This is a genomic window from Hymenobacter sp. M1-2, from assembly GCF_057808495.1.
In genome coordinates this window covers 24067-49280 of sequence record NZ_JBTYZO010000008.1, presented here as the reverse complement: position 1 = coordinate 49280, position 25214 = coordinate 24067, and the positions used below count along the sequence as shown (strand labels likewise).

Genomic DNA, 25214 nt, shown 5'->3' with positions numbered 1-25214 from the left:
CACTTGGTTTGCGCGGCGCGTTTTTTTGTCGGATGTTGTGGGGCCGACTGTCTCACCTGCTTTGTTTTATGCTGCGTACCGTCAAAGCCTTTCTGGCTCTACTCATTAGCGTTTCGCTGACGTGGTTTCTCGATACTAAGCACGGCGACGTGCCGCCGTTTGGCAAGTTTCTGAGCCCGTTCCGGGGTTTCTGGCAGAACGGCGAAACCGCCGATGCGCTACCCACGCAACGGACGCTGCGACTACCGGGCCTGCAACAGCCCGTGCAGGTGCGCTTCGACGATAAGCGCGTGCCGCACATCTTCGCCCAGAACGACCACGACCTGTATTATGCTCAGGGCTACCTCACGGCCCAGGACCGGCTCTGGCAAATGGACTTTGTGACCCACGTAGCGGCCGGCCGATTGGCTGAAATTGTAGGGCCGGCGCGGCTGGAAACTGACCGTTTCTTCCGGCGCATGGGTCTCAAGTTCGGGGCGGAGAAGTCGTTGCGAGTGATGATGGAGAACCCGACTACGCGTACCGTGCTCACGTCGTACTCTGAAGGTGTGAATGCATATATCCAGACGCTCACGCCGGCTTCGCTGCCATTTGAGTACAAGCTGCTCGACTACACGCCCGAACCCTGGGAGCCTCTCAAGTGCGCGCTGCTACTCAAGTACATGGCCTTCGACCTCAGTGGCCGCTCCGACGATTTGCGCCTGAGCAACGCGCTAGCCAAATATGGCCCGCAGGTGGTGCAGGACTTGTTTCCGGGCTACCCTACCCGCGAAGATCCCATCGTGCCCGTTGGTACGCCGCTCGACTTCAAGCCCAAAGCGGTACCGCCGACGCCAGCTTCGTTTCGGGCGGCTATGTCTAATGCAGCGCCGCAGCACGAGCCGGACCCGGAGCTGGGGTCCAACAATTTCGCGGTGAGCGGGGCTAAGTCGGCTTCGGGGTTTCCGCTGCTAGCCAATGACCCGCACTTGCAGCTCAACTTGCCTAGTATTTGGTATCAAGTGCAGCTTTCGGCGCCGGGCGTAAACGTGTACGGCGTCACGATTCCCGGCTCGCCGCTGGTCATCATCGGCTTCAACCAGGAAGTGGCCTGGGGCGTGACGAACGTGGGGGCCGACGTGCTCGACTGGTACCAGCTCAAATTCAAAGACGATACCAAGCGGGAGTACTGGCACGACGGCCGCTGGAAACCCGTGCGCCGCGTGGTGGAGCACATCAAAGTTCGGGGCCAGCCCGACCGGTTCGATACGGTGCTTTACACCCACCACGGTCCCATCGTGTACGACAAGGATGAAAAGCCCTTCCTGCCCCAAACGCCCATCCGCCACGCCATGCGCTGGACGGCTCACGAAGGCGCTAACGAGGTATTAGCCTTCTATCAATTGAACCGCGCCCGCACTTACCAAGACTACACGGCGGCGCTGACCAACTACGGCTCGCCAGCGCAGAACTTCATCTTCGCCAGCCAGCAAAACGACATTGCCATCTGGCCCAACGGCCAGTTTCCGCTGAAGTGGCGCGACCAGGGCAAATTCATCCTCGATGGCACCGACCCGGCTTACGACTGGCAGGGCTGGATTCCGCAGGCCCAGAACCCGCACGTGAAAAACCCGCCGCGCGGCTTCGTCAGCTCTGCCAACCAGTTTTCCGCCGGGCCCGATTATCCTTATTACCTGGGCTGGACGTTTGCTTCCTGGGAACGAGGGCACCGCATCAACGAGCGGCTGGCGCGCATGACGCAGGTTACACCCGACAGTCTGCGCCAGCTGCAAAACGACAATCTCAACCTCAACGCCCAGCTGATGCTGCCGCGCCTGTTAGCTCTGGTGCCGCCGGCTCAGCTGACAACTGCCGAGCGCAGCGCCTACGACGAGTTGCGCCGCTGGAATTACTTCTACGACGCCCGCTCCATCGGCCCCAGCGTGTTTGAGTTGTGGTACGGCAACCTTGCGAAACGCCTCTGGGACGATGATTTCAGCACAGGGGCCACTGGGTTGGAGATGCGCTACCCGCCCCGCGACCGGACCAACAACTTGCTGCTCCGGGAAGACACGAGCCGCTGGATTGACGACCGCCGCACGCCGGAGCGAGAGACGCTGCCGCAGCTGGCCCTGGCCTCCTTCCGCTTCGCTACCGACTCGCTCACCCGCAAATTCGGGACGCTGGGCCCTAAGTGGGCCTGGGCCAACCAAAAGAGCACCGACATCCTGCATCTGGCTCAACTGCCCGGCTTCGGCCATATGGACCTGGACTGTGGCGGCGGCGCCGGTATTGTGAATGCCACGTCGGAGCGCAACGGCCCTTCCTGGCGAATGGTAGTGGCGCTAGGCCCACAGGTGCGAGCATACGGCGTATTTCCGGGCGGGCAAAGCGGCAACCCCGGTTCTCCCGCCTACGACGACCTGCTGGAAACCTGGCGCGTGGGCCAACTCAATGAGCTAGTATTTCTGCGCTCCGCCACTGAGTCTCACCCGCGCGTGCGAACGAGCTGGTCTTTGTCCAAGTAGTTTTCCGATGACATGATGATCCTCTTTCTCCTGATTTTACTGCTGGCTGCACTCGCCCAGTTTTTCCTGCCTTGGTGGGTGATTACGCCGCTTTGCTTTCTGCTGGCCGCCTGGCGCGGCGGGACGGGCGGCCGGGCCTTCTTGGCCGGCTTTCTCGGCATCGGGTTAGGTTGGTTGATGCTGGCTGGTTGGCTGAGCGCGCAAAACAACGGCTTGCTCGCGCACCGCGTGGCGCAGCTTCTGCCACTGGGCGGTAATACTTGGCTGTTGGTATTAGTCACCGCTATAGTTGGCGGCCTAGTAGGCGGACTGGCTGCCCTAGCCGGCGCCTGGACGCTCAACGCCTTCGTGCCGGCCACAACCTCGGCTTCAAATCCTAGATAACCCCGGCAGCGGCAAGCAAAATAGCCAACGCAAATGAGGACGTGGCCGCATAGCGGCCTAAGGTGTGTAGTTTGAGGTCTGTAGAATGTCCCGCGCCGCGTAGCGGTGCCAGGTTGGCCGGCGTCTCTGGCACCGCTACGCGGCGCGGGTTTTTTTTATAAATCCCGATCTACATACCTCAAGCCGCTATGCGGCCACGTTTCCATTTGAGTTGGTAACTTCCTCATTTCACCAGCCCCGGCAGGGCGACATATCGTAGAAAACCTCTGCCCTCTATTTTACAAGCTCCAGCAGAGCGACACCCGGCTACCGGATATCGCTCTGCTGGAGCTTGTTTATTTTCATTTCGTCTGTACTACCGACATGTCGCCCTGATGGGGCTGCGGTACGAAAGCTATAGCTCTACCCGAAATAAAGTATTGAAACTATTTTAAGAAGCCGTTAAATATGTTGGCGGCTTCTTAAAAGAACTTAATTGCCACAAAACAGAATGCCAGTTCCTTCTCTACAGGAAAAGAACCGGCACTCTGCGTTTTATAAGTAACTGCTAAATGAGCGGAGGCGCAAGCTTCGCGATGCTACTGTTGGTATTGCGTGATGAATGCCAGTGCTTCTAGCGTGTACTGCGGCACAGAAGTGAAATGGTTGCCGCCCTGAATAGGACGCAGCTCGACTTGGTTGGCACCACGGGCACGCATGGCGCGGTAGGCATCCTCGGAGTTGAAGTAGGGTACGTAGTCGTCGGCGGTGCCGTGGAAGAGGGCCAGTGGGGCGCGCGGCTTCCAATCGTAAATGTCGTTGTCGCGGAAGGCGGCGAGCAGTGGGGCGTCCGTTTTGTTGAGCACGGCCTGGCGGAACGGGGCCGCAAACAGCTCTTGTGCCTGCTCGGGCACTTCACTGAACGGATTCGCTTGCAGTTGGCTGGCCCAGGGCTGATTGTAGTAGTAGGTCAGGGGCCGGTTGAGTCCGTACACGCGGTTGTAAGTATCGAGCACCCAAACGTAGGTGCTTAGGAAATTGAGCGGCCGGGTGGAGCTGAGGATGTAGTCGGCGAAGGCGGTTTTGTGGTAGGCACCAGCACCAGGTGCGCTAGCTGTTACGCTGAGGTTAGGGTAATTCTTCTCCTCCATCAGCTTGTGCAGCGCCATGGTAGCGTAGCCACCTTCGGAATAGCCCAGCAGGAAGTTTTTAGCGTTGGTAGACACCTGTTTTTGCTGGCAAAACTCCCGCGCCGCCCGCAGCATATCCAGCGAAGCCGAAGCCAGCGAAGCACCGTGCTCATACGGGTGCGGCAGATTCTTGGAAGCGCCGTAACCAATATAGTCCGGTACCGACACCACGTAGCCGGTGGAGGCCAGTACCGACACCACCGAATATACCTCACTGTTGGTACTGTAGTATGATGGGGCTCGGTTTTCATCATCGGGCCGGATAGTGCCGTGCTGGTAGCTGAGCAGCGGCAGCGCTGGTGCGCCCACCGGCACCAGCAACGCCCCCGACGCCGTCACGGCTTGACCGTTGGTGCCCGGCGTGGTGTACGTGAGGCGGTACACCCGGATCGGGTAGCGGACCAACGCCCCCGCAATGGGAATGTTCGACACCCGGCTGGCTAGCTCCGAGCTACTGTATTCACCGATGAGCGTGCTGCTGAGCAGACGAGTTTCGGGAGCGGCCGGCGGCGTGGGAGTGGCCGGCGTGGCGGAGGTTTCCTTGGCGCAACTTGTGCTGGCAACTAGGCTAAAACTCAGCCAGCCCAACGTGAGCAGGCGCGCAAGGTGAAAGGAGAAACGGGTACGGAGCATGTAGAAATCGGTAGGAGGAACGAACGGTATCTCATAACACCAACGCCGCCAAAAGATTTCGTAGGCCGCTGCCAAGTGCAATGGTAGCCCAACAAATGGCTTTGAGAGTATTTGGAAAGACTATTTCCTTTTAACTAACAATTTAGTTGTACAACTAAATTGTTAGTTGTACATTCATCACATCAATACTGCCTTTATGCTGCTGTGTAACCAAACAGCACAGCAACAATATCAACCAGCCATTCACCAACAAATGGACAATTTCCCGGAACTCACCCGTGCGGAGGAGCAAGTGATGCAAGTACTTTGGCAGCGAGGGCCCTCCTTCGTGAAGGAAGTCTTAGCTGAGCTACCGGCCCCATCGCCAGCATACAACACGGTCTCCACCATCATCCGCATTCTGGAGCAGAAGGGCTTCGTGGGCCACGAGGCATTTGGGCGTACCCACCGCTACCACGCACTAGTCGCCCAGGATGCTTACCGCCGCTTCTCGCTCCGTAAGCTGCTCGGCGGCCACTTCGCAGGCTCCTTCAGCCGCTTGATTTCTTTCTTCGCCAAAGAGGAAAACCTTGATGCCCGGCAGCTAGAAGAACTGCTGCGTCACGCCCAGCAGGATTCACCTTCTAATCCCCTCAGCGATGATACCCTCCCTCCTGCCAACGACACCGGCCGCTCTGCTTAGCTGGCTATTGCAAAGCACGCTGCTGCTCGGCGGCTGTTGGTTGCTCTACCGCGGGCTACTGCGGCAAGAACGGTTCTTCCAGTACAACCGCCGCTTGCTGCTCGGGGCACCATGGCTAGCGTTGTTGCTGCCGCAGCTACTAACCATAGCCGCACCCTGGCTTGGGAAGTGGCTACCTGGTTGGCACTTAGATCCTGGCCCCACTAGCTTGCTTTCGGGAGGCTTACTGCCAGGTGTAACCGTGCAGGCCGCTGAGTTAGCCACCGCCAACAGTTGGTCTAGCGGAGCACTACTACTGTATTGGGCAGGTGCATTGGTGCTATTAGCGCGGTTGGGTTGGCAGCTAACCGGCATTTGGCTGACCACCCGCACCTGGCCTCAAGAGCGGCGGACTGGCTACACGCTCGTGTATACCGCCGGCCGACGCCCCATTAGTTCTTTTGGGCGCTGGGTGTTCTGGGACGAAACGGCGCCACTTAGTACCGTTGAAGCTGCGCAGGTGCTGCACCACGAAGTAGCGCACGTGCAGCAAGGCCATTCGGTGGAGCGGTTGAGCCTGGAGCTAGTGCGGGCCCTGCTTTGGCCGAATCCTTTCGTGCACTTGTTTCCGCGGGCGCTGGAACTCACCCACGAGTTTCTAGCCGATCAGGCAGCCCTCCGCCAGGAAGCCACGGCCGCCACTACCTATTCCTCCCTGCTGGCGCGGCTCGCTCTGCGCCAGCTTCATCCCGACTTACCACTTGTCCATTCTTTCACTCAGTCTTTCACCCTTTCCCGAATCCGTATGCTTACTTCCCCATCTCCCGCCCGCCGCTGGAAGCAGTGGCTACTGCTGCCGGTAAGTGCCGCGCTTCTCTTCGTGGTGGCCTGCGAGCAGGCTACTCAGTCTCCGGTACCAGCTACTGCTACTGCCACTTCCAGCGCCCAAGTAGCGCCCCCGCCCCCACCACCTGTCGTTTATAACTCCGTCGAAACAATGCCAGAATATGAAGGTGGTCAGGTACGACTACTCAATGATATTGGCAAAGCAATACGCTACCCTGCTACGGCTAAAACAGCGGATCTGAAAGGGCAAGTGCTCATTAGTTTTATCGTAGCCGCCGATGGAACAGTGCAAGATGCTAAGGTCATGAAAGGCCTCACCCCACCTCCAGGCCAAGAGCAAGCGGCCCGCGACCTGGAAGCACAAGCCCTGAAGGCGGTGCAAGAGCTGCCAGGCCGCTGGACTCCCGGCCAGCAGGATGGCAAGCCCGTTGCCGTGAGCTATACCATCCCCATATCATTCGCGCCGTAGATATAGTCTTCGAGCCAATATAAAAGCCACTACTTGGTCTGCTCCAGGTGGTGGCTTTTTCGTGGATTGCAGCGTTTTCTTAGTTGTTCATACCAAGGTTTTTGCGTTGGCAGAACAGTTTTTGGGCTTAACGGTGTAGTGGATTCTTTTTGCTCATCATCTTCCGACCGTGCAATCCATCTGATTTCCGGCTTAGGTATGAGCTGATCTGGATTGTTGTAAAAAGCGCCGCAGCTCCTCTATTCTTCGTGAAAAGGCCCTAACTTCGGGGCTCTTTTTCGACTTCAAGCAGTTTCTTTTCAGTGTCTTACTTTCGGACTGCAACCAGCCTGACGGCCCCGTTGCTCGCTTCCCTGGGCTTAGCCCTCTCCCTCACCACCTTACCCGGCTGCGGTTCCGGCTCCAGCCCCGATTCGAAAAAGCCAGTTGTCGCTGCCGATACTACTAAGGCGACTGTAGTGGACACCCTGAAGCTCAAGCGCGACGCCATGCGCCGCGACTCGCTCAAAGCCGACTCCATCGTGAAAGCCAATGGACAGTTGCCGGGCGCCATTCTGCCGGGCAAACGCATTGTGGCATTTTATGGCAATATCCGGGCAAAGGGCATGGGTATTCTGGGCCGGGAGCCGAAGGAGCAGATGTTCCGCAAGTTTGAAAAAGTGCTGAAGGAATGGCAGGATGCCGACCCGAGCATTCCCGTGCAGCCGGCCCTGCACAACGTCACCATTACGGCCCAGGGTGCCGCCGGTGCCGACAAGAAGTATCGCTTGATGAACTCCAAAGCCACCATTGAGGAAGTTATTTCCTGGGCCAAGGAGCACAAGTGCATCTTGTTTCTGGATGTGCAAGTGGGCCTCAGTGACTTGGAGCACGAGCTACCCAAGTTGGAGCCCTACCTCAAAGACCCCATCGTGCACCTGGGCATCGACCCGGAGTTTGCTATGCAGACCAAAGGCGTACGGCCAGGCAAGAAAATCGGCACCTACGATGCCAAGGACGTGAACTACACGGTAAACTTTTTGGCGCGTATCGTGAGTGAGAACAAGCTCCCGCCCAAGGTACTGACCGTCCACCGCTTCACGCAGGGCATGATTACGAACTACAAAAACATCAAGCTCGACCCGCGCGTACAGATTGTGATGCACATGGACGGCTGGGGCGACCCAACGTTGAAAAAGGATTCGTACAAAGCTTACATTCAAAAGCAGCCCGTGCAGTACACTGGCTTTAAGCTTTTCTACGAGTACGACATCAAGCCCAAAGGCTCGCACCTGATGACCCCTAAGGAAGTATTAGCGGAGCTCACGCCCAAGCCTTTGTACGTGCAGTACCAGTAAGAACAAAGCCGTTTGCGAATACTCCTCAAGCACAAAAAAGGCCCGCAGACAGAATCTGCGGACCTTTTTTGTGCCTATGTTTATGCTTATGTAAAAATAGAGAATAGCTTTATTTTAAGATACACCCAACCGATTAGCTCTGTGCTGACCAGCAGCGGACTTAAGTAGCTGTTCCGCGCTCTGCTTAAAAGAACAGCCAGCGGCGATGCTGCTTGGGTGTGGCTTCCAACTGCTTGCGGGGTACCAGCGTTACGTTCTGGGTGTAGCTGCCATTAAGCTGAATTTCTTCATCGGCGTAGCCGCCGTACCCGAAATGCAGTTTCTTAGCTTGCGTCTCTGGCACCTGCAAGGTGTAATTACCGTTAGCATCGGTGCCCACACCTTGGCCGGAAAGCTTGTCGAGGACGGTGGCCCCAACCAGCGGGCGGCCGTTTTCGTCGAGGATGCGGCCACGTACCGTTACCATGCGCAAGCTGGCTACGTTGGTCTCGGTCGAGCTTAAATCAGCTGAATTTAGATCGGCGAGTTCCGTGGTGGTAGGCAACTCGGTGGGCAAGCGGGGTAGGCTAGTAGCCATAGAAGCGCCCGCCACCAGCGCAGCCCCAGCCACCAGTGAAGCAGCTCGGCGACGGAAACGCTGGGGTTCCGTGCGAATCAGCTCGATCTGACGGTGCACCCAGCCAATGGGTCGCACTTGCTCGCCTTCCTGCTTCATGTCGTAGAAACGACGCAGCGTATCGTCGGCCAAATGGCGGTTCTTCTTGAGATAGGCGTCCACGGCTGTGGTGTTCCGCGACGTCAGGTCACCGCGCAGGTAGGCATCGCGGTACACGGGAAGCAATGCTCCTGTGGTCGGGTCGAAAGGGGAAGCAGTAAGTCTCATAACGGTAAGGATTTAGGTTGGGGACTGAGCTGAGAAGACGGATTTTAAAAGTTAAAATCGGTCTGCTCTTTCTCAAAAGCGGGTGTTGTATGTGGTTTTGGAGTTAGGCCAGCAGCCTTAACTTATCAAAGAGCAAAGGCACCAAAGAGCTATACAAGCGCCTAATTGGTGCTGTAAGCGAGGTGGTAATCGTATGAGGAGAATCTTAACGCCGGTAGCAAGAAGGCGGCAAACCGAGCGGCAACTACTTGAGTAGGTCTACCTGCTGGCGTAGGACGTCGCGGGCAATGGCCAAATTGGTATCCCGTGAGTTCACGGCCAAGTAGATGAATTTCTTGCCACCGTCTACCAAATTGATGAGGTGGATTTGGTTGGTGAGCGTAATGAGAATGTCATCAATGGTTTCGTTGGTCAGTTTCAGCGCCGTCATAGCTTTTTGCTTCTGCTTTACCACCTCTGTGTTGTAAGCCGCCGCCGTTTCTGGGTTGAGCGTAGGGGAGTTGCTGTGCGAAGCTAGTGCCATACCCGACTGGGTGTCGACAATGGCGACGGCAATCAGTTGAGGTAAGTCGTTGATGATGTTCTGGATGGCCTGACCAGCTGGATTATTAGTAGAGTACGCCATGCTTGGGTAAAGGTGAAAACGACAAAATGAGTGAAAGAGCGGAAAAGAATGGCAATCAGTTGCTGTGGGCCCGCAGCACGTCGCGGGCGACGGCCAGATTAGTGTCCTGGCTGCTTACAGCCAGATACAGCAGCCGTTGGTCGTCGGGGCTGACGCGCAGTAGGTGCAATTGCTCGTGGAGCGTAACGAGGATGTCCTCAATTTTTTCGTCGGCCAGCGCCAATACTTCCAAGGCCCGGCGTTTTTGGCGAATTATTTCGGCGTTGTAAGGAGCTGCTTTGACGGGCGAAAAGCTCGGCAAGCTACTGTGTGCCGCCAATGCCTGCCCACTTTCAATATCGATGACTGCCACGGCCAGCAATTCCGGTAGTGCAGCCCGCACAGCTTCCACAGTAGCTTTGGCCTGCGCCAACGAAGTGCCATCAGCCGATGAAACACTTGGTTTGGCGAGAGCCTGCAGACGACTGAGAAATGGAATATTCATAAAGCGTGGCACAGATACCTGGATTGGACAGGTGATGCTTGTACGGCAGTGGCTTTCCTTTGTTTAACTTTTGGACATAGAACATTAAACAAATTTTCCAGCGTTTAGACAAACGATCTAAAATGGGAGATGAACATTAAATTTTGACTGGTGAAAAAAGATGACATCACTCATTATTTTATGAAGTCAGGGATGTAAAAAACCTTTTCTGTTCAGCTTACCAAAGCGCTTATTTTGTAATAATTGGTACTCAACAACCGACAGCCAACAAACCTTAAAAGGCTTTATTTTTGAACTATACTCATATTTAATTACTAGAAGAGCAATGCAACTCTCTGTTTTACTCCCTGTAAAAAACGAATAGCTAAGCCCAGGGGGGTTAGCCATTGATGGTTTTGATGTGTACCTGGCTTTTTACAGTCTCAGAAGAACGACACATGTTTTGTGTAAAGCTGCTCCCGGAGCTCCTCCAATGCTACTTAACCGTGTAAAAAGCGCTTATGCTGGTTAGAACATCCCAGCTAGCGGGGTAAATAGTGTCTGCACCCACAGCCTACCCAAAGCAAAGCCTACCCTTCTATAGAGGGGTAGGCTTTGCTTTAGGTGCTCTTGTTGTTGAACTCAAGCCATGTAGGAATTGAGCCGGGTACTCGCAATTGGAAAAGGCCCGGGTGGGCGCCCCACAACGGGAGCGGAAGGTTTGTGCGGCTCCGGGGCAGAATCCCAAATAGATGGGGCAGGCATGGCCGCTACGAAATCCTGTAGCAATGCCCGCAGCATAACTGGTGGCTTTTTATGGCTCGCGGCATGAGGCGCCAGGAAATTGGGAGCATTGAGGTCTAAATAGCCACTAAGCCGCTCAAACTCCACCCTAGACACCGGCCGGAAACCCATGGACCAGTCGGCGAATACGCGCGTGGGCACGGGTCCATCGGCCACCTTTACCACGTTGCGGTGGCGGCAATCTTGCTCAATCTGAGCAAACACTGTTTCCACGGTGGCTTGTTTTCCTTCCAGCACTTGCATGATGTTGCCATCATCGCCGTAAAGCAACACCCCGCTGATGTCGCGGCGGTGGTTGTGCATGCGCCAGCGTACTAGCAGCTCGCGCAGCTCTATTTCCTCAAAAGGCCTGGTGGCTACGCTTAGATAGACAATGCAGTACATGGCAGATGCAGTAAGACAGAAAACGGAAGATTTACAGCGAGGCTCGACGGCGCTGACGCTCACCTTCCAGCGTCACGTCGAGCGTCTCGTTGAGACGGCAGCGCAGCACGATATCGGTACAGCCCGCGTAGCCAAATTGCAGCAGCGCCCCCGCAGGCACTTCTAGCGTGTACTCGCCGTTGGCGTTGGTGCTCGTGGCATTTTTGCTGCCAACGACCAGTACAGTAGCTCCTACTAATGGCTCGCCTTCCTGGTTGAAAATGCGCCCCCGCACCACGCCTTTTCGCGCGGAGTTGGCTTCCATATTAGCGCTGGCTTCGGCAGCCGCACTCGCAACGGATGCAGTGGTATCAGTGAGCATAACGGCTATGGTTCGGGCGCTAGTTGGGCTCACGGGTTCCGGGCGTACGGCATCGTAGGCTGGCGCGGCGCGAGTCGTGCGCACTGGCTTAGTAGCGGCTACGGTTGGCTTGGGTTTGGACTCAGGTTCTGGCTTGGGAGCTTCGGTGATGTGCAAGGTGGCTAGTCCCTCGCGGGCCAGGCTTTGCGTAACATGGCTGACGGAAGTGGCAGCAATAGTTACGGCTTCTACCACGGGAGCTGGCACCAGAGGTTCGTTTCGGATCCATTGCACTACGCTGGCACCGCACAGCACCACCACCACTCCTAAAGCTGCCCGCACCGCAGGCCGGCGCAATGGACCAGCCGCCGATACCGACGGCTGAAACATCAATTGCTGCTGCACCCATTGCGGCGGCACGAAGGTCTGGTCTTTGCGTTTGGCCTCAGTGGCCAATTGGTGGTAGCGGCCCATCACGATGTTGGTCTGGACGGGGCTGCGCTTTAAATACTCTTCCACGGTTTGCTGCATATCTGGCGGCAAACTACCGTGCAGGTAGAGTTCACGATAATCGGGCAGCAAGTCGCCCGTCATGGGGTCGAAGGGGGTAGCCGATAGGTCAGTATTCATTGGAAGTTGCTTAAAAGGCAATAAAGAAGGCCCATGAAAATGGTGGGCTAGGCGGGAGTCAAGTCGCTGAGGCGGCGCTGGCGGCTGGCGGCGCGGATTTTCTTGAGCCGGGCCGCCTTACGGGCCATCACGTAGACCACCAAACCGAAGCCGAGCTTGTTCACTACGTCGCCGAAGTTGTAGATCAGGTCGCGATTCAGGCCGACAGTTTCGAACACGTTGAAAGGAATGGTCATGTAGCCGAGCGGGTACACAGCCCAGCCAATGAGCACGAAGTAGCTGAGGTAAGTGAAAGCACGGACCACTTCTTCGTTGCCGGAACGGTCGGCGAGCTTGGCTAGTGGTCCAAACCACACTTCGTAGAGAATGACCAAATAGCCAAGTGAGGAAACCGAGCCCCACACAATAGACCAGTAGGCATTGGTGGCTTCGCCGAAATAACCGAATCCTATCATCCAGAAGCCACTTATAAGCAGCCGTACCAACGAAGCGGGGCGGGCACCCGCGGGCCGCAGCAGCAAGTAAAACTGCGTGCACATCAGCGGCACCGTAAACAGCCAGTCAATGTAGCGGAACTGCGTGGGCGACACTCCCTGGTTGAGATAGATGCCCTGCATGTAATGGTAACTAATGCCCGCGATGAGGCAAATAATACCTGCTACCGTGAGATTGACGTGCCAGCGACGAGGCACATTGGGCCTTTCCAGAAAGAAAAACACTGCCCCGCCCAGCAGAGCGAACATGCTGAAAAAGAAGGTAGAAGCCACTAAATCGCTGCCAACGGCCAACGGAGCCGTAGCAGCAACGACTTGCTTTGGTACTTGAAGAAGTAAAATGTGGGGCATAGAAACACGTAATGAAAACCCTGCTCTCCAGAATAGAGAGAGGCACTTTTTACTACTGTTTTTTCCACTATTTGTTGATGTGCTTACGCGATATACTAATGCACGCTTTACCATCAATTATATGATTATCAGACTAATGCGAGTTAATCAAGCACAATAAATAAGGGTTTATAATTAGATATTTAAGTATTAATCCCCATACCAAACAGGAAGTACCTCCAGCCTTGATGAATTACACAAAAAAGGCGGCCTTCCCAAAAGGAGCCGCCTTTTTCTAAGTTAGCCGCTAATAGTTAATGCGCGGCGTTGAGGTCTATCTTACCAGCACTTTGGGCCCGCTTGACAAGCAGGATGAGCGGCAAACAGCCCAGGAAAAAGAGCCCGAGCATGGTGAACGTCTGGGCATAAGTGATGAGTGAAGCTTGCTTGATGAGGCCGCCTTCGAGAGCCGCGTAGGCTTGCTGCTGGGCTTGCAGGAAAGAGAAGCCCTTGCTCAGGAAATTTTGAGTGAAGGCTTGTATACGCTGCTGCGTTTCCGAGTCGTAGAGCGAAATGTTGGGCAGCAGCGCCACCCGGTTGAAAGCCAAGTTGCGCTCTACGTACGTGCCCACAATGGCCACGCCGAACGAGCCGCCCAGCTGGCGCAGCATACCCGTGAGGCCCGCTGCCTGCGCCCCGTCTTTGCCGCGCAGCCCCTGCAACGACATGGTAGTAATCGGCAGGAACAGCAGCCCCAGTCCCACTCCACGTAAAATCAACGGCCAGAAGAAATCCTCTTCGCCGGCCGTGGGCGAAATCTTCAGGCTCATCCAAAACGTGAACAGGAAGAAGATACCAAACCCGAAGGGCAGCATGTATTTCTGCGGTACGCCCGCTTGCAAAGCCCGCCCAATCATGGGCATCATGAAGCCCGACACCAACGCGCCCGGCAAAAGCAGCAGCCCGGTTTGCGCCGCCGTGAAGCCGAGAATGCGTTGCGTGAAGATGGGGAAGATGAACACCGAAGCAAACAGCCCAAAGCCCAGGATAAACGACAGGATGGCGCCTATTGCCAGGTTGCGGCTACGGGTAAGCACCCGCAAGTCCACGATGGGGTTGCTGGCTGTGAGTTCGCGCCAGATGAAGCCCACAATGCCGATGACAGAGAAGGCGCTGAACGTGTTGATGAGGCTGGATTCGAACCAGTCCTCGGTTTCGCCTTTTTCAAGCACAAATTGCAAGGAACCCACGCCCAGAATCAGCAGAAAAATGCCGAGCCAATCCAGCTCCCGCAAGGGCCGCGGGATAAGGCCGCGTAGCCGTTCGGGGTCCTCAATGAAGGAGAAGGTGCAGATGGTGGCCAGAATGCCTACCGGTATATTGACGTAGAAAATCCAGGGCCAGGAGTAATTCTCCACGATGTAGCCGCCCAGCGTAGGGCCGATGGTAGGCCCAATGATAACGCCCATGCCGAACAAAGCTTGCCCCAAGGGCAATTGTTTGGGCGGGAACGTGTCAATCAGAATGGACTGGGAAGTGGCCATAAGCGCTCCGCCCCCAATGCCCTGAATGAAACGGAAGGCCACCAACTCCCAGATATTTGTGCTTTGGCCGCAGGCAATAGACGCCAGCGTAAACAGCACCACCGAAAAGCCAAAGTAGTTGCGCCGCCCAAACTGCTCCGACAAAAAGCCGGTCAGCGGCACCACTATCACGTTGGCAATGGCGTAGGCCGCAATAACCCAGCTCACTTCCGAAAGAGTGGCCGACAGGTTACCCATCATCTGGGTTAGGGCCACGTTGACGATGCTAGTATCAATGAGCTCCAGCAAGGTGCAAAGCACCACCGTCGCCACAATAATCCATTTTTTAGCGCCTGATTCCATAGAGTCGCCCGGGGTAGGAGCGCGTGGTACGCGCCCGGTTGGTGGCGTAGTACACGCCTGTTAGTTGAGTAAGAACGCCGTTATGCGCCCGTCGTTGAACGATGAGTCGGAACGAAACCATTTGTTGCTCAGCAGGACCAGCGTTGCTTACGTGCCATGAAATAGCGGACGTAAGCAGCACGGCCTCACCAAGCAATGGGCTGTTACTTGACTGCCACGGTGGCCTTCACGCTCATACCGGCGCGCAGCGGGTGGTCGGGGTCTACTTTGTCGAGCACAATCTTGACGGGCACGCGCTGCACCACTTTCACGAAGTTGCCGGAAGCATTATCGGGGGGCAGCAAGGCAAAACGGGCACCCGTAGCGGCCGACAACGACTCGATGTGGCCGGAGAATTCTTCGTGCGGGTAAGCATCCACTTCTACGGTCACGGGCTGGTTCACTTTCATGTTTTCCAGCTGCGTTTCTTTGAAGTTAGCCACCACCCAAGTGCGCTCCGATGCTACCAGCCCCATCAGCTGCTGGCCGGGCTGGATAACTTGGCCGGGCTGCACGTTTTTCTTGCTTACTACGCCATTGCCGGGCGCCGTAACAGTGGTGTAGCTCAGTTGCAACTTAGCGTTGTCGAGGTCGGCTTGGCGCTGTTTCACTACGGCTTCGGCTACGGCTACTTGCTGGCGTGCCGCGGCTACTTGCTGCTGCGCCACGCGCACCTGCTGCTGGGCCGTGGTCCGTTGCGCGCTAGTCGATTTGAGGTTGGACTGCACGGCATCGTACTCGCTCTGCGGAATGATGTCTTCTTTGCGCAGGAAGGCACTACGCTGCAAGTCTTTTTCGAGGCGGGCACGGGTGGCGTCGCTCACACCGATAGAGGCTTGAGCAGTGCTCACGTTGGCTTGGGCCGTACCCACGCCGGCACGGGCCGCCACCACGTTGGCTTTAGCCGCGGCGAGGGCAGCTTCGGCGGCATTCACGCGCTGCTGATAGTCGGCGGCATCAAGCACGACGAGCACGTCGCCTTTCTTCACGGGCTGGTTGTCAGTCACTTTCACTTCCAGCACGGGGCCACCCACGCGGGGCAGAATCGGATATACGTCGCCTTCCACTTGGGCATCGTCGGTTTCTTCGTGCGCCTGGGCAAACTGATACGCCTGCCAGCCGAAATAGCCGCCCACGAGTAGCACCAGCGCCACGATGACGAGAATAACGGGGCGCTTGGAACGGCCCGCTGACTGCTCTTCCACGGCCGGTTCGTAGGCGGGAGTTGCCACGGGAGGAGTAGCTACGGCCGGGTCTTGTTGAACGGGAGTTGCCATATGTAAAGGAGTGTGTGGTTTCTGGTTGCTTGTTTCTACGTGGTAAGGGTCTCGGAGCGGAAGAGAGTCTTCTCCTCTAAATCAGCCCCGAGTAATTGCTGAGCATCAGGCCGACGCGCGGTAGGTCCTGGCATCGGCCGGAGATTTCACGAGCAGCGTGACGCACGGAGCCGTGCGCACCACTACCTCGGCCGTATTGCCCATCAGGAACCGGTTGATTCCGGTTTGGCCGTGGGCTCCGATAACAATAAGGTCGGCGGAATGACGCCGAGCCTCGGCTACTATTTCCTGCGCGACGTCGGCGGAATGCAAAACGATAGTGCTTACGCGGGCTCCCGCCTGCTCGGCCAGCGCATGGTAATGCGCCAGTTGCTGGGCGCGCTCCAGGTCGGGAAGTCCCTCCAAGGCCGGCTGAGGCTCCAGCACGTGCAAGATTCGCAGCTCCGCCCCGGTACCCGCCGCCAACGCCGCAGCATACGCAACCAGCGGCCCGGTAGCCTCCGAAAAATCAACCGGACAAAGGACAGTGGCGAGGTTCATGGGTTGATGCTTTTTGATGTGCTGATTTCTTGATGTGCTAATGTGCTAATGGGTTGATGTGCTTATTCTTTCCTTGATGTGACGATGGACCTTGTTTGTGCTTGGTGGGACTCTGTGCGAGAAGAGGCTTGGATGGTGCTCATCGTTCCACTAATCCCTGACCTTACAGCACATTAGCACATCAAGAAATCAGCACATCAAAAAGCATCAAAAAAACTGCTCGCCGGTGGCGCGTTTGAGTTGGTACTGGCCGAGCGTGTAGTTGTAGATGGCTTGCAGGCGGGCCAGACGGGCTTGGGCTAGGGAAGTTTCGGCGTCTAGCACGTCCAAATTGGTACCTACTTGATAGCGGTAGCGGGCACGGGCGCGGGTTAGGGCTTCGGAAGCCTGGCTGATTTGAAGCTGAGCGTTGTCGTAGCGGGCCGTGCTGGACTGCATGTTGTTGACTGCCTGCCGCACATCGGACCGGATTTGCTCTTGCGTGTCCTGGGTGCGGGCCTGGGTGCCACGGATGTTGGCTAGCGCCTCCACTCGCTGGTTTTTATTTTTGTTGCCATCATAAATTGGCACCGAAAGCTGCACCACGCCCACCGAATTGGGGCGAAACTTATCGAGGTTGGGCAGATAGCCGTTCTTGCCGCCGAGCTGCGCGCCAACCCCAAGAATCGGCGTGTTGGCCCGCTCAATCACCTTCAGGTTCAGGTTGGCGGTATTTTCGGCGTCGCGGGCTAGCTTCACCTCGGGCCGGTTTTCGGTGGCTTGAGCGAGGGCCGTATTCAGGTCCACGGTTTGCGGCTGGTAGGCGAAAGCGCCCCGCACGGGCACATCCACGTACTCGGGCTTGTGTAGCAGCCGAGCGAGTTGCACCTGTTGATTACGCAACTGATTTTCGAGGTCAATCTTCACGTTTTGTGCCTGCGTGATGCGCACTTGCGTGGTTGTGACGTCGAATTTGGTGCTTACTCCGCCTTGCACTCGCCTTTCCATTTCGCGTTGGTGGGCTTGCAAAGAAGCAATCTGGGCATCTTGCACCTTGATGCTCTCCCGCACAAACAGAATATTATAGTAGGCCTGCGCCGCTGAGTACGCCAAGTCACGGCGCGTCACCGTGATTTGGTCTACGGCCGTCAGGCGGCGGCCTTCGGCTAGGTTATAGGCCGCGTCTTTTTTACCGAAATCCACTAGCCCGTATTGCAGCGTGATGTGGGCATCGTAGTTGTTGTTGGGGGCGAACTGAAAAGCAGGTGCTTCGGGCGTTATCTGCACCTTCACTACGGGGTCGATACGGGTGTAGGTGGCAGTACCCGTTATCTGCGGTAGGAAACCGCCCCGCGATTGAGTCACGCGGCTGGTAGCGGCGTTTACTTCTTCTTCGAGTGAAGTGATGGCCGGATTAGCCTCCAGCACGGCCCGGATGGTACCGTCGAGCGTCAGCGAATCGGTCAGCACTGGCCCCTGGGCTTGAGCTGAACTAGGAGTTGTCAGCAAGCCGAGCGGCAGAAGTGAAACAGCAAATAAGGATCGAAAGAGCATCGGGGTACAGCTTGTTGGTGACGCGGCGTATCCCAATGACGTGCCAAAGCATTAAAAGGACTTTAATTTCCTTAAGAACCTCATTTAAGGCTTCCAAGAGGCTATAAATTTTTATTGAGCCTTACAAAAAACCATTTCGACTAGCAGCTGTTTTTCTCAAATATCAGGATATCCTAAAATCAATTCCTGATATTTAAGCATAGATCTCCATGCCCCATCAAGAAGAATCACTGCTTCTCTACTTAAACGAAGCTATTGCTACTACCCGCAGCAAGGACAAGCTCTTTCAGCTTGTAACGGACAAGCTCAGGCTTATTTTTCCTTTTGATGCTATTGCCATCATTACGCTCGATGCGACGCTCCAGCAAAAGCGCGTGTTCCTGCGCGACTACCAGGGCGAAGACCCGCCTTTCGCAGTGGGCACCGCTGTGCCGGACGCGACGCCCGTAGCCGGCTCGCCAGTGGAGGTATTTATCCGGGAGCCTCGGGTGCAGCAACACGAAATAGAGCTGATACTGGAACAATACCCCGATTTTATGCCGCTACGGCTGTTGTATCAGCGCGGCATGAAGTCGATGACAGCCGTACCATTGCGCACGGGCGGGCAGCTAGTGGGTCTGCTGAACATGGTAGCCCGCCGAGCCCAGACGTTCAGCCCGGAAGACCGCACGCTGCTCGAAAAAATAGGCAGCTTGGTGGCCGTAGCGGTAATCAATACGCTGGCTTTCGAGGAAATAGCCCGGCGTGAGCGGGAGAAATCATTACAGCTTTCCGTTACGAATGTGCTGCTCAGCCGCAAAGATCGAGAAGGCCTCTTTCGGACTGTGGCCGAGGAAATTGACCGTATCGTACCGCTCGACTACTTCGGAGTGCGCATTCAGCGGCGGACCACCATCACGCAGGGTTTCGCGGAGTTTGCCAAGCAGCCCGATGGCACGTTTGCGCCGCTGGCTGAAAGCCGTTGGGATGGTGTAGCCGACCGCGAAAAAATGCAGAGCGAAGCATTCGGCATTTTCGCGCAGCCTGTGCTGCTGACGGGCACCGAATACGAACTGGCCGCCCGCCGCTACCGAATGCTGCAATACACGATGGAAAAGAACGGCACTCGCGCCATGCTCGGCGTGCCACTCTGGACCAAGCAAGACTTGGCCGCCGTGCTGGTGTTGGCCAGCCATCGGCCCGATGCCTTCACCGCCGCCGACCTGGAGCTGGTAACGAGCCTGGCCCCGCAAATTGCGCTGGCTATGCGCAATTTGTTTGCTTTCGAGCAGATTGAGGCCCTGCGCGCCCAGTTGGAGCGGGAAAAAACCTACCTCATCGACGAAATCAACACGACGGCTAAATTCGAGGATTTCATTGGGACCAGCGCCGTGATGCAGCAGGTGCAAACCCGCATTCGGCAAGTGGCCCCTACCGATACCACCGTGCTCATTCAGGGCGAAACCGGAACCGGCAAGGAACTCGTGGCCCGCGCCTTGCACAACCTCTCGCCGCGCAAGGAGCGCGCGCTCATCAAGCTCAACTGCGCCGCTTTGCCCGCCCAGCTCATCGAAAGCGAATTGTTCGGGCACGAAAAAGGCGCGTTTACGGGCGCGTTGGAGCGGCGTATTGGTAAGTTCGAGCTGGCCGACGGCGGCACCATTTTCCTAGACGAAGTGGGCGAGTTGCCGCTGGATTTGCAGGCCAAGCTGCTGCGCGTGCTGCAAGAGAAAGAGTTTGAGCGCATCGGCGGCCGGCGTGTCATTCAAACCGACGTACGGGTTATTGCGGCCACCAACCGAGTGCTGGAAGAGGAAGTAGCCGCCGGCCATTTCCGCGCCGATTTGTACTACCGCCTCAACGTGTTTCCCATCAAACTGCCCGCCTTGCGGGAGCGGCCCGAAGACATTGAGCCGCTGCTGCGCCACTTTCTGGAGCGGTTCACGAAGCAGATGGGCAAGCCGGTGCGCGGCCTGCGTGAGCGGGATTTGCGGGCCCTGCGCCAGTACACTTGGCCCGGTAACGTACGGGAACTGGAGCACGTGCTGGAGCAGGCCGTAATTGTGAGCCAGGGGCCGTTTCTGGAATTCGCGGGCTTCTCGGCCAACGCGCAGGCAGCTCCGGCCCCCGCTGAAAGCACTGGTCAACTCAAGACTCTGAAAGACCAAGAGCGGGACCATATTTTGGCCGCTCTGCGCCGCACCAGCGGCCGAGTAAGCGGCCCCAACGGCGCCGCCGTTCTACTCGACATCAACCCTAAAACGCTGGAAGCCCGCATGAAAAAGCTTGGCATTCAGCGCACCGTGACCGTAGCAGCTTAGCGGGCTCTTCCAATAGTGTCCGCCGCGGTAAGTTAGTTTATGCCGAAGGGCGCCGTAGTATTTAAGTAGGGAATAAGCCACAGGTAGGAGGATCTTAGCCAGCTAGTGAAGCTTGGCAGACCAATACCTTACCTATCCCATTACCAACTATTACCTACTCATCGTCTGCTGATGCAACTCCTCATTTCGCCTACGCAAAACCAACTGCGCTACCTGGCGGAGCAGTACCAGGCCATCGTGCCCGACGACACCTGGGAGTTCAACAACGAAGTGGGAAAGGGCACCATTCGCTGCACACCACTGCCGCAGGACTTTACGCTCTACACAGAATGCGCGCCGAATGCGTTTTGCCCGTACTTTTAACCGAATGCCCACGCCCGACCTCGCCCCTACCCAACTCACCCGTGAGCAAGTGCTGCGGGCCCTGCGCCAGCTAGACCGCGAAGGGCCACGCATGCCGCTGAGCACCGTCTACGACCTCGTATACCGGGGCCGACGCTACGCCCCGCGGGCCGTGGCGCAGCTGGCTTTCCGCCTCGCCACCGGCCGCCCCGACGCGCCCTGGCCGCTGGCTGCTGGTGGCCCCACCAACCGCGTGCTGGAACAGCTCGATTTCACCATCGCCACCAAGCGTCCCACTCTTTCCAACTCCTCGCTCGATGGCGACGTGGCGGCGCAGGAAGCCATGCAGGAGCTGTACACCGGCACCACCCGCGACACGCCCCCGAAAGCCAAGAAAGCTGTTTCTGCGCCCGAAGTCGCTACTCCGGCAGAAACCGTGGCGAGCGAACCAGCCACGGAATACGAGCGGCCTGCCCCGCAGCCCTATGACCGTAGCCAAGCGTTGCGGGAGCTATTTATAGGCGACGAAAAACTAGACGCGGCTGTAGCCGCGTTGCGCCGGCGGCGTAACCTCATTCTGCAAGGACCGCCGGGCACGGGCAAAACGTTCCTGGCGCGCCGCCTGGCCTGGCTGGAGCTGGGTGCTGCCGATGCTCACCGCGTGGAGCTAGTACAGTTTCATCCGAGCTACAGCTACGAGGATTTCGTGCAGGGTTTTCGGCCCGATGCGCAAGGTGTTTTTCGGTTGCAAAACGGCGTGCTGCTCAACTTCTGCCAGCTCGCCGCGCAGGACCCGGAGCGCCCTTACTTCCTGCTGATCGACGAGCTGAACCGCGGCAATCTGAGCCGTATTTTTGGCGAGCTGCTGCTGTTGCTCGAAGCCGATAAGCGCGGCCCCGCGCACGCCATTCGGCTGCCCTACGCGCCGGCCGAAGCGCCGCGTTTTTTCGTGCCTGAAAACGTCTTCGTCATTGGTACCATGAACTTGGCCGACCGTAGCTTGGCGCCGCTGGATTACGCCTTGCGCCGCCGCTTCGCCTTCGTGGAAATGGCGCCGGAATTCGGCCCGACTTTGCAGCAATTTCTAGCCGAGAAAGGCTTGCCGAATCCGGTGATACAGCGCCTCGTCCAGCGCCTCACAGAACTCAATCAAACCATTGCCGAAGACCCTGATTTAGGCCCCGACTTCCGCCTCGGCCATAGCTATTTCTGTCAGCCCCCGACCGAACCCAAGCAAGCATCCGAATGGCTCACGCTGATTCTGGAACAGGAAATAGCGCCGCTTCTAGATGACTATTGGCTCGACCAACCCGCTAAAGCCGCCGCACAGAGAAAGCGGCTGCTTGGGTGAATGAAGAATGAAGAATGAAGAATGAAGAATGGCTACGCCGACCTTCCGATACTGGGTTGCGCCACAGACCTTGTTTTCCTCCCTCTTCAATCTTCTAATTCTTCATTCCTCATTCTTAATTACTAATTCCGCTATGATTCCCATCCAGAACCTGTACTATCTGCTCTGCTACGCCTGGAACCGGCTGCCGGAGCAGGCTGAGTTACTGGCTATGGATACTACCCCGTTTCATCGGCCAATGGAGCTGCTGGCGCACGTGTTGCTGACGGGCGCGCGGCGCCTGCTGCGCCAAGGTTTGCCGGTGGCGTATACGGAGCGAACCGAAGAATTACCCGAATTGCGCGGCCGGCTGCTGCTGGCTCCTACCCTCACGCGCCACTTGCTGCCTCGCGGCCGGGCCGTGTGTGCCTACGATGAGCTGGGCCCGGATACTCCTATCAACCAACTGCTCGTAGGCACGCTCCAGCAGTTGGCCCGCAGCCGCGCCTTGCCCGCCACTCTGCGCCACGAGTTGAAGCTGACGATCCGCCGATTTCCGCTGCGGGTGCAGGCGCTGCCGCTCTCCACCACTAATCTGCGCGCTGTGCACCGTTTGCGTCCTAGCGGCATGGCTGGTTTTCTGCTGAACGTATGCGAGCTAATTCATCTCAGCACTCTGCCCGAGCCGCAGGCCACCGGCCGGCGCCGCTTCCGCGACTTTCGGCGCGACGAGCGGCTGATGTCCCAGCTATTTGAGCAATTCGTACGGAACTTCTACCGCCTGGAGCAGCGCCGGTTCCGGGTGTCGTCGGAAACCATTCAGTGGCAGGCCGAGGCTGATTCGGCAGAGGCACTGGCCCTGCTCCCGGCCATGATTACGGACACTTCCCTCGAAGCGCCGGACCGCAAAATCATCCTCGACACCAAATACTATGCTGCCGCGCTTCGCTCCCGCTACAACCAGCAGAAGCTCATTTCACCCCACCTCTACCAACTCTACGCCTACCTGCAAAACCAATCGGCCGCGCAGGGCCAGCAGTTGGAAGGCATTCTGCTCTACCCCGCCGCCACGCAGGCCGTGGATATGCGCTACAATCTCGGCGGCCACCCCGTGCGCGTCGTTACGCTGGACCTGATGCAGCCGTGGCCTGCTATTGCGGCTGATTTGCTGGCGCTAGTGAAGTAGCAGAACAGTAGAGCAGCACAAGGTCGGAGGACCGTGCTAGTATTCGCCACGCGGTTACTCATCAGTAGTGCATCCTGCGCAAGGTCATTGCGTCCTTCGATTGCAGTTTCGGCTGTTTCTAACTAAACTTCTTCCCCCTTTCCATCTCCAAAACTTTTACTCTTTGAAACGACGCGAATTTGTGGGCTTATCCGGCTTAGCGGCCGGCGCCCTGTGGCTACCCTCGTTTCCGGGCCTGGGCGGCAACCTCGTAGATCCCGCCCGGCTGCTGGAAACTGTGGACCCAGCCATCAAAAAACGCCTGGCCGACGCGGCACTCAACGCGGCTAAATCAGCGGGTACTTCTTATGCGGATGTGCGCATCGGGCGCTACCTCAACCAAAGCATCTTCACCCGCGAAAAGCAGGTGCAAAACATTGCCAGCGGCGAGAGCTACGGCGCCGGCGTGCGCGTGATTGCCGACGGCACCTGGGGTTTTGCAGCCACCAACACCGTGACGGAAGCCGGCCTGGCCAAGGCCGCGCAACTGGCCGTGCAAATTGCCAAAGCCAACGCCAAAGTGCAGAAGGAGCAAGTGAAACTGGCTCCGCAGAAAGGCTATGGTGAGGTATCGTGGAAGACGCCGATTGAGAAAAACGCCTTCGAAGTGCCCATCAAGGAAAAGGTAGATCTGCTGCTCGCGGCCAACGCTAAGGCCCTGGAAAATAGCGCGTCGTTCGTCAATTCGGCACTGTTTCAGGTAAACGAGCAGAAATATTTCGCCAGCACCGACGGTTCCTACATCGACCAAGACGTGCACCGCATTTGGCCCACGTTTGGCGTCACGGCCATCGATCGCGCTTCGGGCAAATTCCGCACTCGTGAAGCGCTGAGCGCACCGATGGGCCTCGGTTACGAGTACCTCACGCCCAAAGCCGCCGACCGAATTGCCGGTCCGCAAGGCACGGGGCTGGTGGGCTACAAAATGAGCTACGATATCCTGGAAGATGCCGCCCTGGCCGCCAAGCAAGCCAAGGAAAAGCTCACCGCGAAATCTGTCACGCCCGGCAAATACGACCTCGTACTCGACCCCAATCACCTAGGTCTTACGATTCACGAAAGTGTTGGTCATCCGCTGGAGTTGGACCGGGTGCTCGGCTACGAAGCCAATTACGCCGGCACCAGCTTCGCCACGCTAGAATGGAAAGCCAAAGGCGCACCTTACGGCTCTAAGCTCGTCAACATCGTGGCCGACAAGCTCCAGCCCGGCAGTTTGGGCGCGGTGGGCTATGACGATGAGGGCGTGAAAACCAAGGAGTGGAACCTCATCGAAAACGGCAAGCTCGTGGACTATGAAAAAATCCGCGACCAGGCGCACATGGTGGGCCAAAACAGCTCCGACGGGTGCTGCTACGCTGATTCGTGGAGCAGCGTGCAGTTCCAGCGCATGCCCAACGTGAGCCTCAAGCCCGGCACGGCCAAGCTCAGCGTCGATGAGATGATCAAGAACGTCGACAAAGGCATTTACATCGCTGGCCGCGGCTCGTTCTCCATCGACCAGCAACGCTACAACTTTCAGTTTGGGGGTACGGTGTTCTACGCCATCGAGAAGGGCAAAATCACGGGCATGTTGGAAGACGTGGCTTACCAGGCCAACACCCAAGAGTTCTGGAATTCCTGTTCCGCTATCTGCGACGCCTCGGATTACCGCCTGTTCGGCTCGTTCTTCGACGGCAAAGGCCAACCAAGCCAAATCTCGGCCGTGAGCCACGGTTCCAGCACCACGCGCTTCAACGGCGTGAACGTCATCAATACCGCCCGCAAAATCTAGGACAGTGGCCGA

The 25214-nt window shown here is 57.2% G+C and carries 21 protein-coding genes; 10 read left to right on the top strand and 11 right to left on the bottom strand.

Features of this window, described 5'->3' with window-relative positions:
- The first annotated feature begins 68 nt into the window (after positions 1-68).
- Together ACYSMN_RS09480 and ACYSMN_RS09475 are read left to right on the top strand one after the other, a co-directional pair.
- Entirely contained in the window at positions 69-2507 is a 2439-nt protein-coding gene (locus ACYSMN_RS09480) for a penicillin acylase family protein (protein WP_488923628.1), read from the top strand.
- A gap of 12 nt (positions 2508-2519) precedes the next feature.
- Positions 2520-2891: a hypothetical protein gene (locus ACYSMN_RS09475; protein ID WP_488923627.1), complete on the top strand. Its 372-nt coding sequence runs from the start codon at positions 2520-2522 to the stop codon at positions 2889-2891.
- 578 nt (positions 2892-3469) lie between these two features.
- Here the strand turns inward: ACYSMN_RS09475 and ACYSMN_RS09470 are convergent.
- On the bottom strand, positions 3470-4693 hold the full coding sequence (locus ACYSMN_RS09470) for an alpha/beta hydrolase family protein (protein ID WP_488923626.1): 1224 nt from the start codon (positions 4691-4693) through the stop codon (positions 3470-3472).
- Positions 4694-4946: 253 nt separating this feature from the next.
- On the opposite strand from ACYSMN_RS09470, the gene ACYSMN_RS09465 reads away from it, so the two are divergent.
- The 3 genes from ACYSMN_RS09465 to ACYSMN_RS09455 all read left to right on the top strand — a co-directional run bounded on the left by ACYSMN_RS09465 (position 4947) and on the right by ACYSMN_RS09455 (position 8006).
- A complete protein-coding gene (locus ACYSMN_RS09465; protein WP_488923625.1) occupies positions 4947-5375 on the top strand; it encodes a BlaI/MecI/CopY family transcriptional regulator in 429 nt (142 codons plus the stop codon).
- Entirely contained in the window at positions 5332-6669 is a 1338-nt protein-coding gene (locus ACYSMN_RS09460; RefSeq protein ID WP_488923624.1) for a TonB family protein, read from the top strand. Before ACYSMN_RS09465 ends, ACYSMN_RS09460 begins: the two co-directional genes overlap by 44 nt.
- Positions 6670-6971: 302 nt before the next feature.
- Positions 6972-8006: a hypothetical protein gene (locus ACYSMN_RS09455; protein ID WP_488923623.1), complete on the top strand. Its 1035-nt coding sequence runs from the start codon at positions 6972-6974 to the stop codon at positions 8004-8006.
- Positions 8007-8190: 184 nt separating this feature from the next.
- Here the strand turns inward: ACYSMN_RS09455 and ACYSMN_RS09450 are convergent, their stop codons facing one another.
- The 10 genes from ACYSMN_RS09450 to ACYSMN_RS09405 all read right to left on the bottom strand — a co-directional run bounded on the left by ACYSMN_RS09450 (position 8191) and on the right by ACYSMN_RS09405 (position 18234).
- The gene (locus tag ACYSMN_RS09450) at positions 8191-8889 is read right to left on the bottom strand and encodes a carboxypeptidase-like regulatory domain-containing protein (protein WP_488923622.1); all 699 of its coding nucleotides are present in this window, start codon (positions 8887-8889) and stop codon (positions 8191-8193) included.
- 244 nt (positions 8890-9133) lie between these two features.
- Positions 9134-9514, bottom strand: coding sequence for a hypothetical protein (locus tag ACYSMN_RS09445; RefSeq protein ID WP_488923621.1), 381 nt, complete (start codon positions 9512-9514; stop codon positions 9134-9136).
- A 55-nt stretch (positions 9515-9569) separates the two neighbouring features.
- Complete coding sequence (locus tag ACYSMN_RS09440; protein WP_488923620.1) at positions 9570-9998, bottom strand: hypothetical protein; 429 nt, start codon at positions 9996-9998, stop codon at positions 9570-9572.
- Positions 9999-10619: 621 nt separating this feature from the next.
- On the bottom strand, positions 10620-11165 hold the full coding sequence (locus tag ACYSMN_RS09435; protein WP_488923619.1) for a BLUF domain-containing protein: 546 nt from the start codon (positions 11163-11165) through the stop codon (positions 10620-10622).
- A gap of 31 nt (positions 11166-11196) precedes the next feature.
- A complete protein-coding gene (locus ACYSMN_RS09430) occupies positions 11197-12135 on the bottom strand; it encodes a carboxypeptidase-like regulatory domain-containing protein (RefSeq protein WP_488923618.1) in 939 nt (312 codons plus the stop codon).
- 47 nt (positions 12136-12182) lie between these two features.
- Positions 12183-12878, bottom strand: coding sequence for a bacteriorhodopsin (locus ACYSMN_RS09425; RefSeq protein ID WP_488923617.1), 696 nt, complete (start codon positions 12876-12878; stop codon positions 12183-12185).
- A 395-nt stretch (positions 12879-13273) separates the two neighbouring features.
- Positions 13274-14845, bottom strand: a complete 1572-nt coding sequence (locus tag ACYSMN_RS09420) for a DHA2 family efflux MFS transporter permease subunit (RefSeq protein WP_488923616.1) — start codon at positions 14843-14845, stop codon at positions 13274-13276.
- A gap of 203 nt (positions 14846-15048) precedes the next feature.
- Positions 15049-16161 carry an HlyD family secretion protein gene (locus tag ACYSMN_RS09415; RefSeq protein WP_488923615.1) on the bottom strand — a complete coding sequence of 371 codons (1113 nt, stop codon included), beginning with the start codon at positions 16159-16161 and terminating at the stop codon, positions 15049-15051.
- A gap of 105 nt (positions 16162-16266) precedes the next feature.
- Complete coding sequence (locus tag ACYSMN_RS09410; protein ID WP_488923614.1) at positions 16267-16701, bottom strand: universal stress protein; 435 nt, start codon at positions 16699-16701, stop codon at positions 16267-16269.
- Between the two features lie 207 nt (positions 16702-16908).
- Positions 16909-18234, bottom strand: coding sequence for a TolC family protein (locus ACYSMN_RS09405; RefSeq protein WP_488923613.1), 1326 nt, complete (start codon positions 18232-18234; stop codon positions 16909-16911).
- Between the two features lie 209 nt (positions 18235-18443).
- On the opposite strand from ACYSMN_RS09405, the gene ACYSMN_RS09400 reads away from it, so the two are divergent.
- From ACYSMN_RS09400 to ACYSMN_RS09380, 5 genes are all read left to right on the top strand, one after another.
- A complete protein-coding gene (locus ACYSMN_RS09400) occupies positions 18444-20534 on the top strand; it encodes a sigma 54-interacting transcriptional regulator (protein ID WP_488923612.1) in 2091 nt (696 codons plus the stop codon).
- Positions 20535-20705: 171 nt separating this feature from the next.
- The gene (locus ACYSMN_RS09395) at positions 20706-20897 is read left to right on the top strand and encodes a hypothetical protein (protein WP_488923611.1); all 192 of its coding nucleotides are present in this window, start codon (positions 20706-20708) and stop codon (positions 20895-20897) included.
- A 4-nt stretch (positions 20898-20901) separates the two neighbouring features.
- Positions 20902-22227 carry an AAA family ATPase gene (locus tag ACYSMN_RS09390; protein WP_488923610.1) on the top strand — a complete coding sequence of 442 codons (1326 nt, stop codon included), beginning with the start codon at positions 20902-20904 and terminating at the stop codon, positions 22225-22227.
- Between the two features lie 133 nt (positions 22228-22360).
- Complete coding sequence (locus ACYSMN_RS09385) at positions 22361-23392, top strand: 5-methylcytosine restriction system specificity protein McrC (RefSeq protein ID WP_488923609.1); 1032 nt, start codon at positions 22361-22363, stop codon at positions 23390-23392.
- A 163-nt stretch (positions 23393-23555) separates the two neighbouring features.
- Positions 23556-25202: a TldD/PmbA family protein gene (locus ACYSMN_RS09380; RefSeq protein WP_488923608.1), complete on the top strand. Its 1647-nt coding sequence runs from the start codon at positions 23556-23558 to the stop codon at positions 25200-25202.
- The last annotated feature ends 12 nt before the right edge of the window (positions 25203-25214 follow it).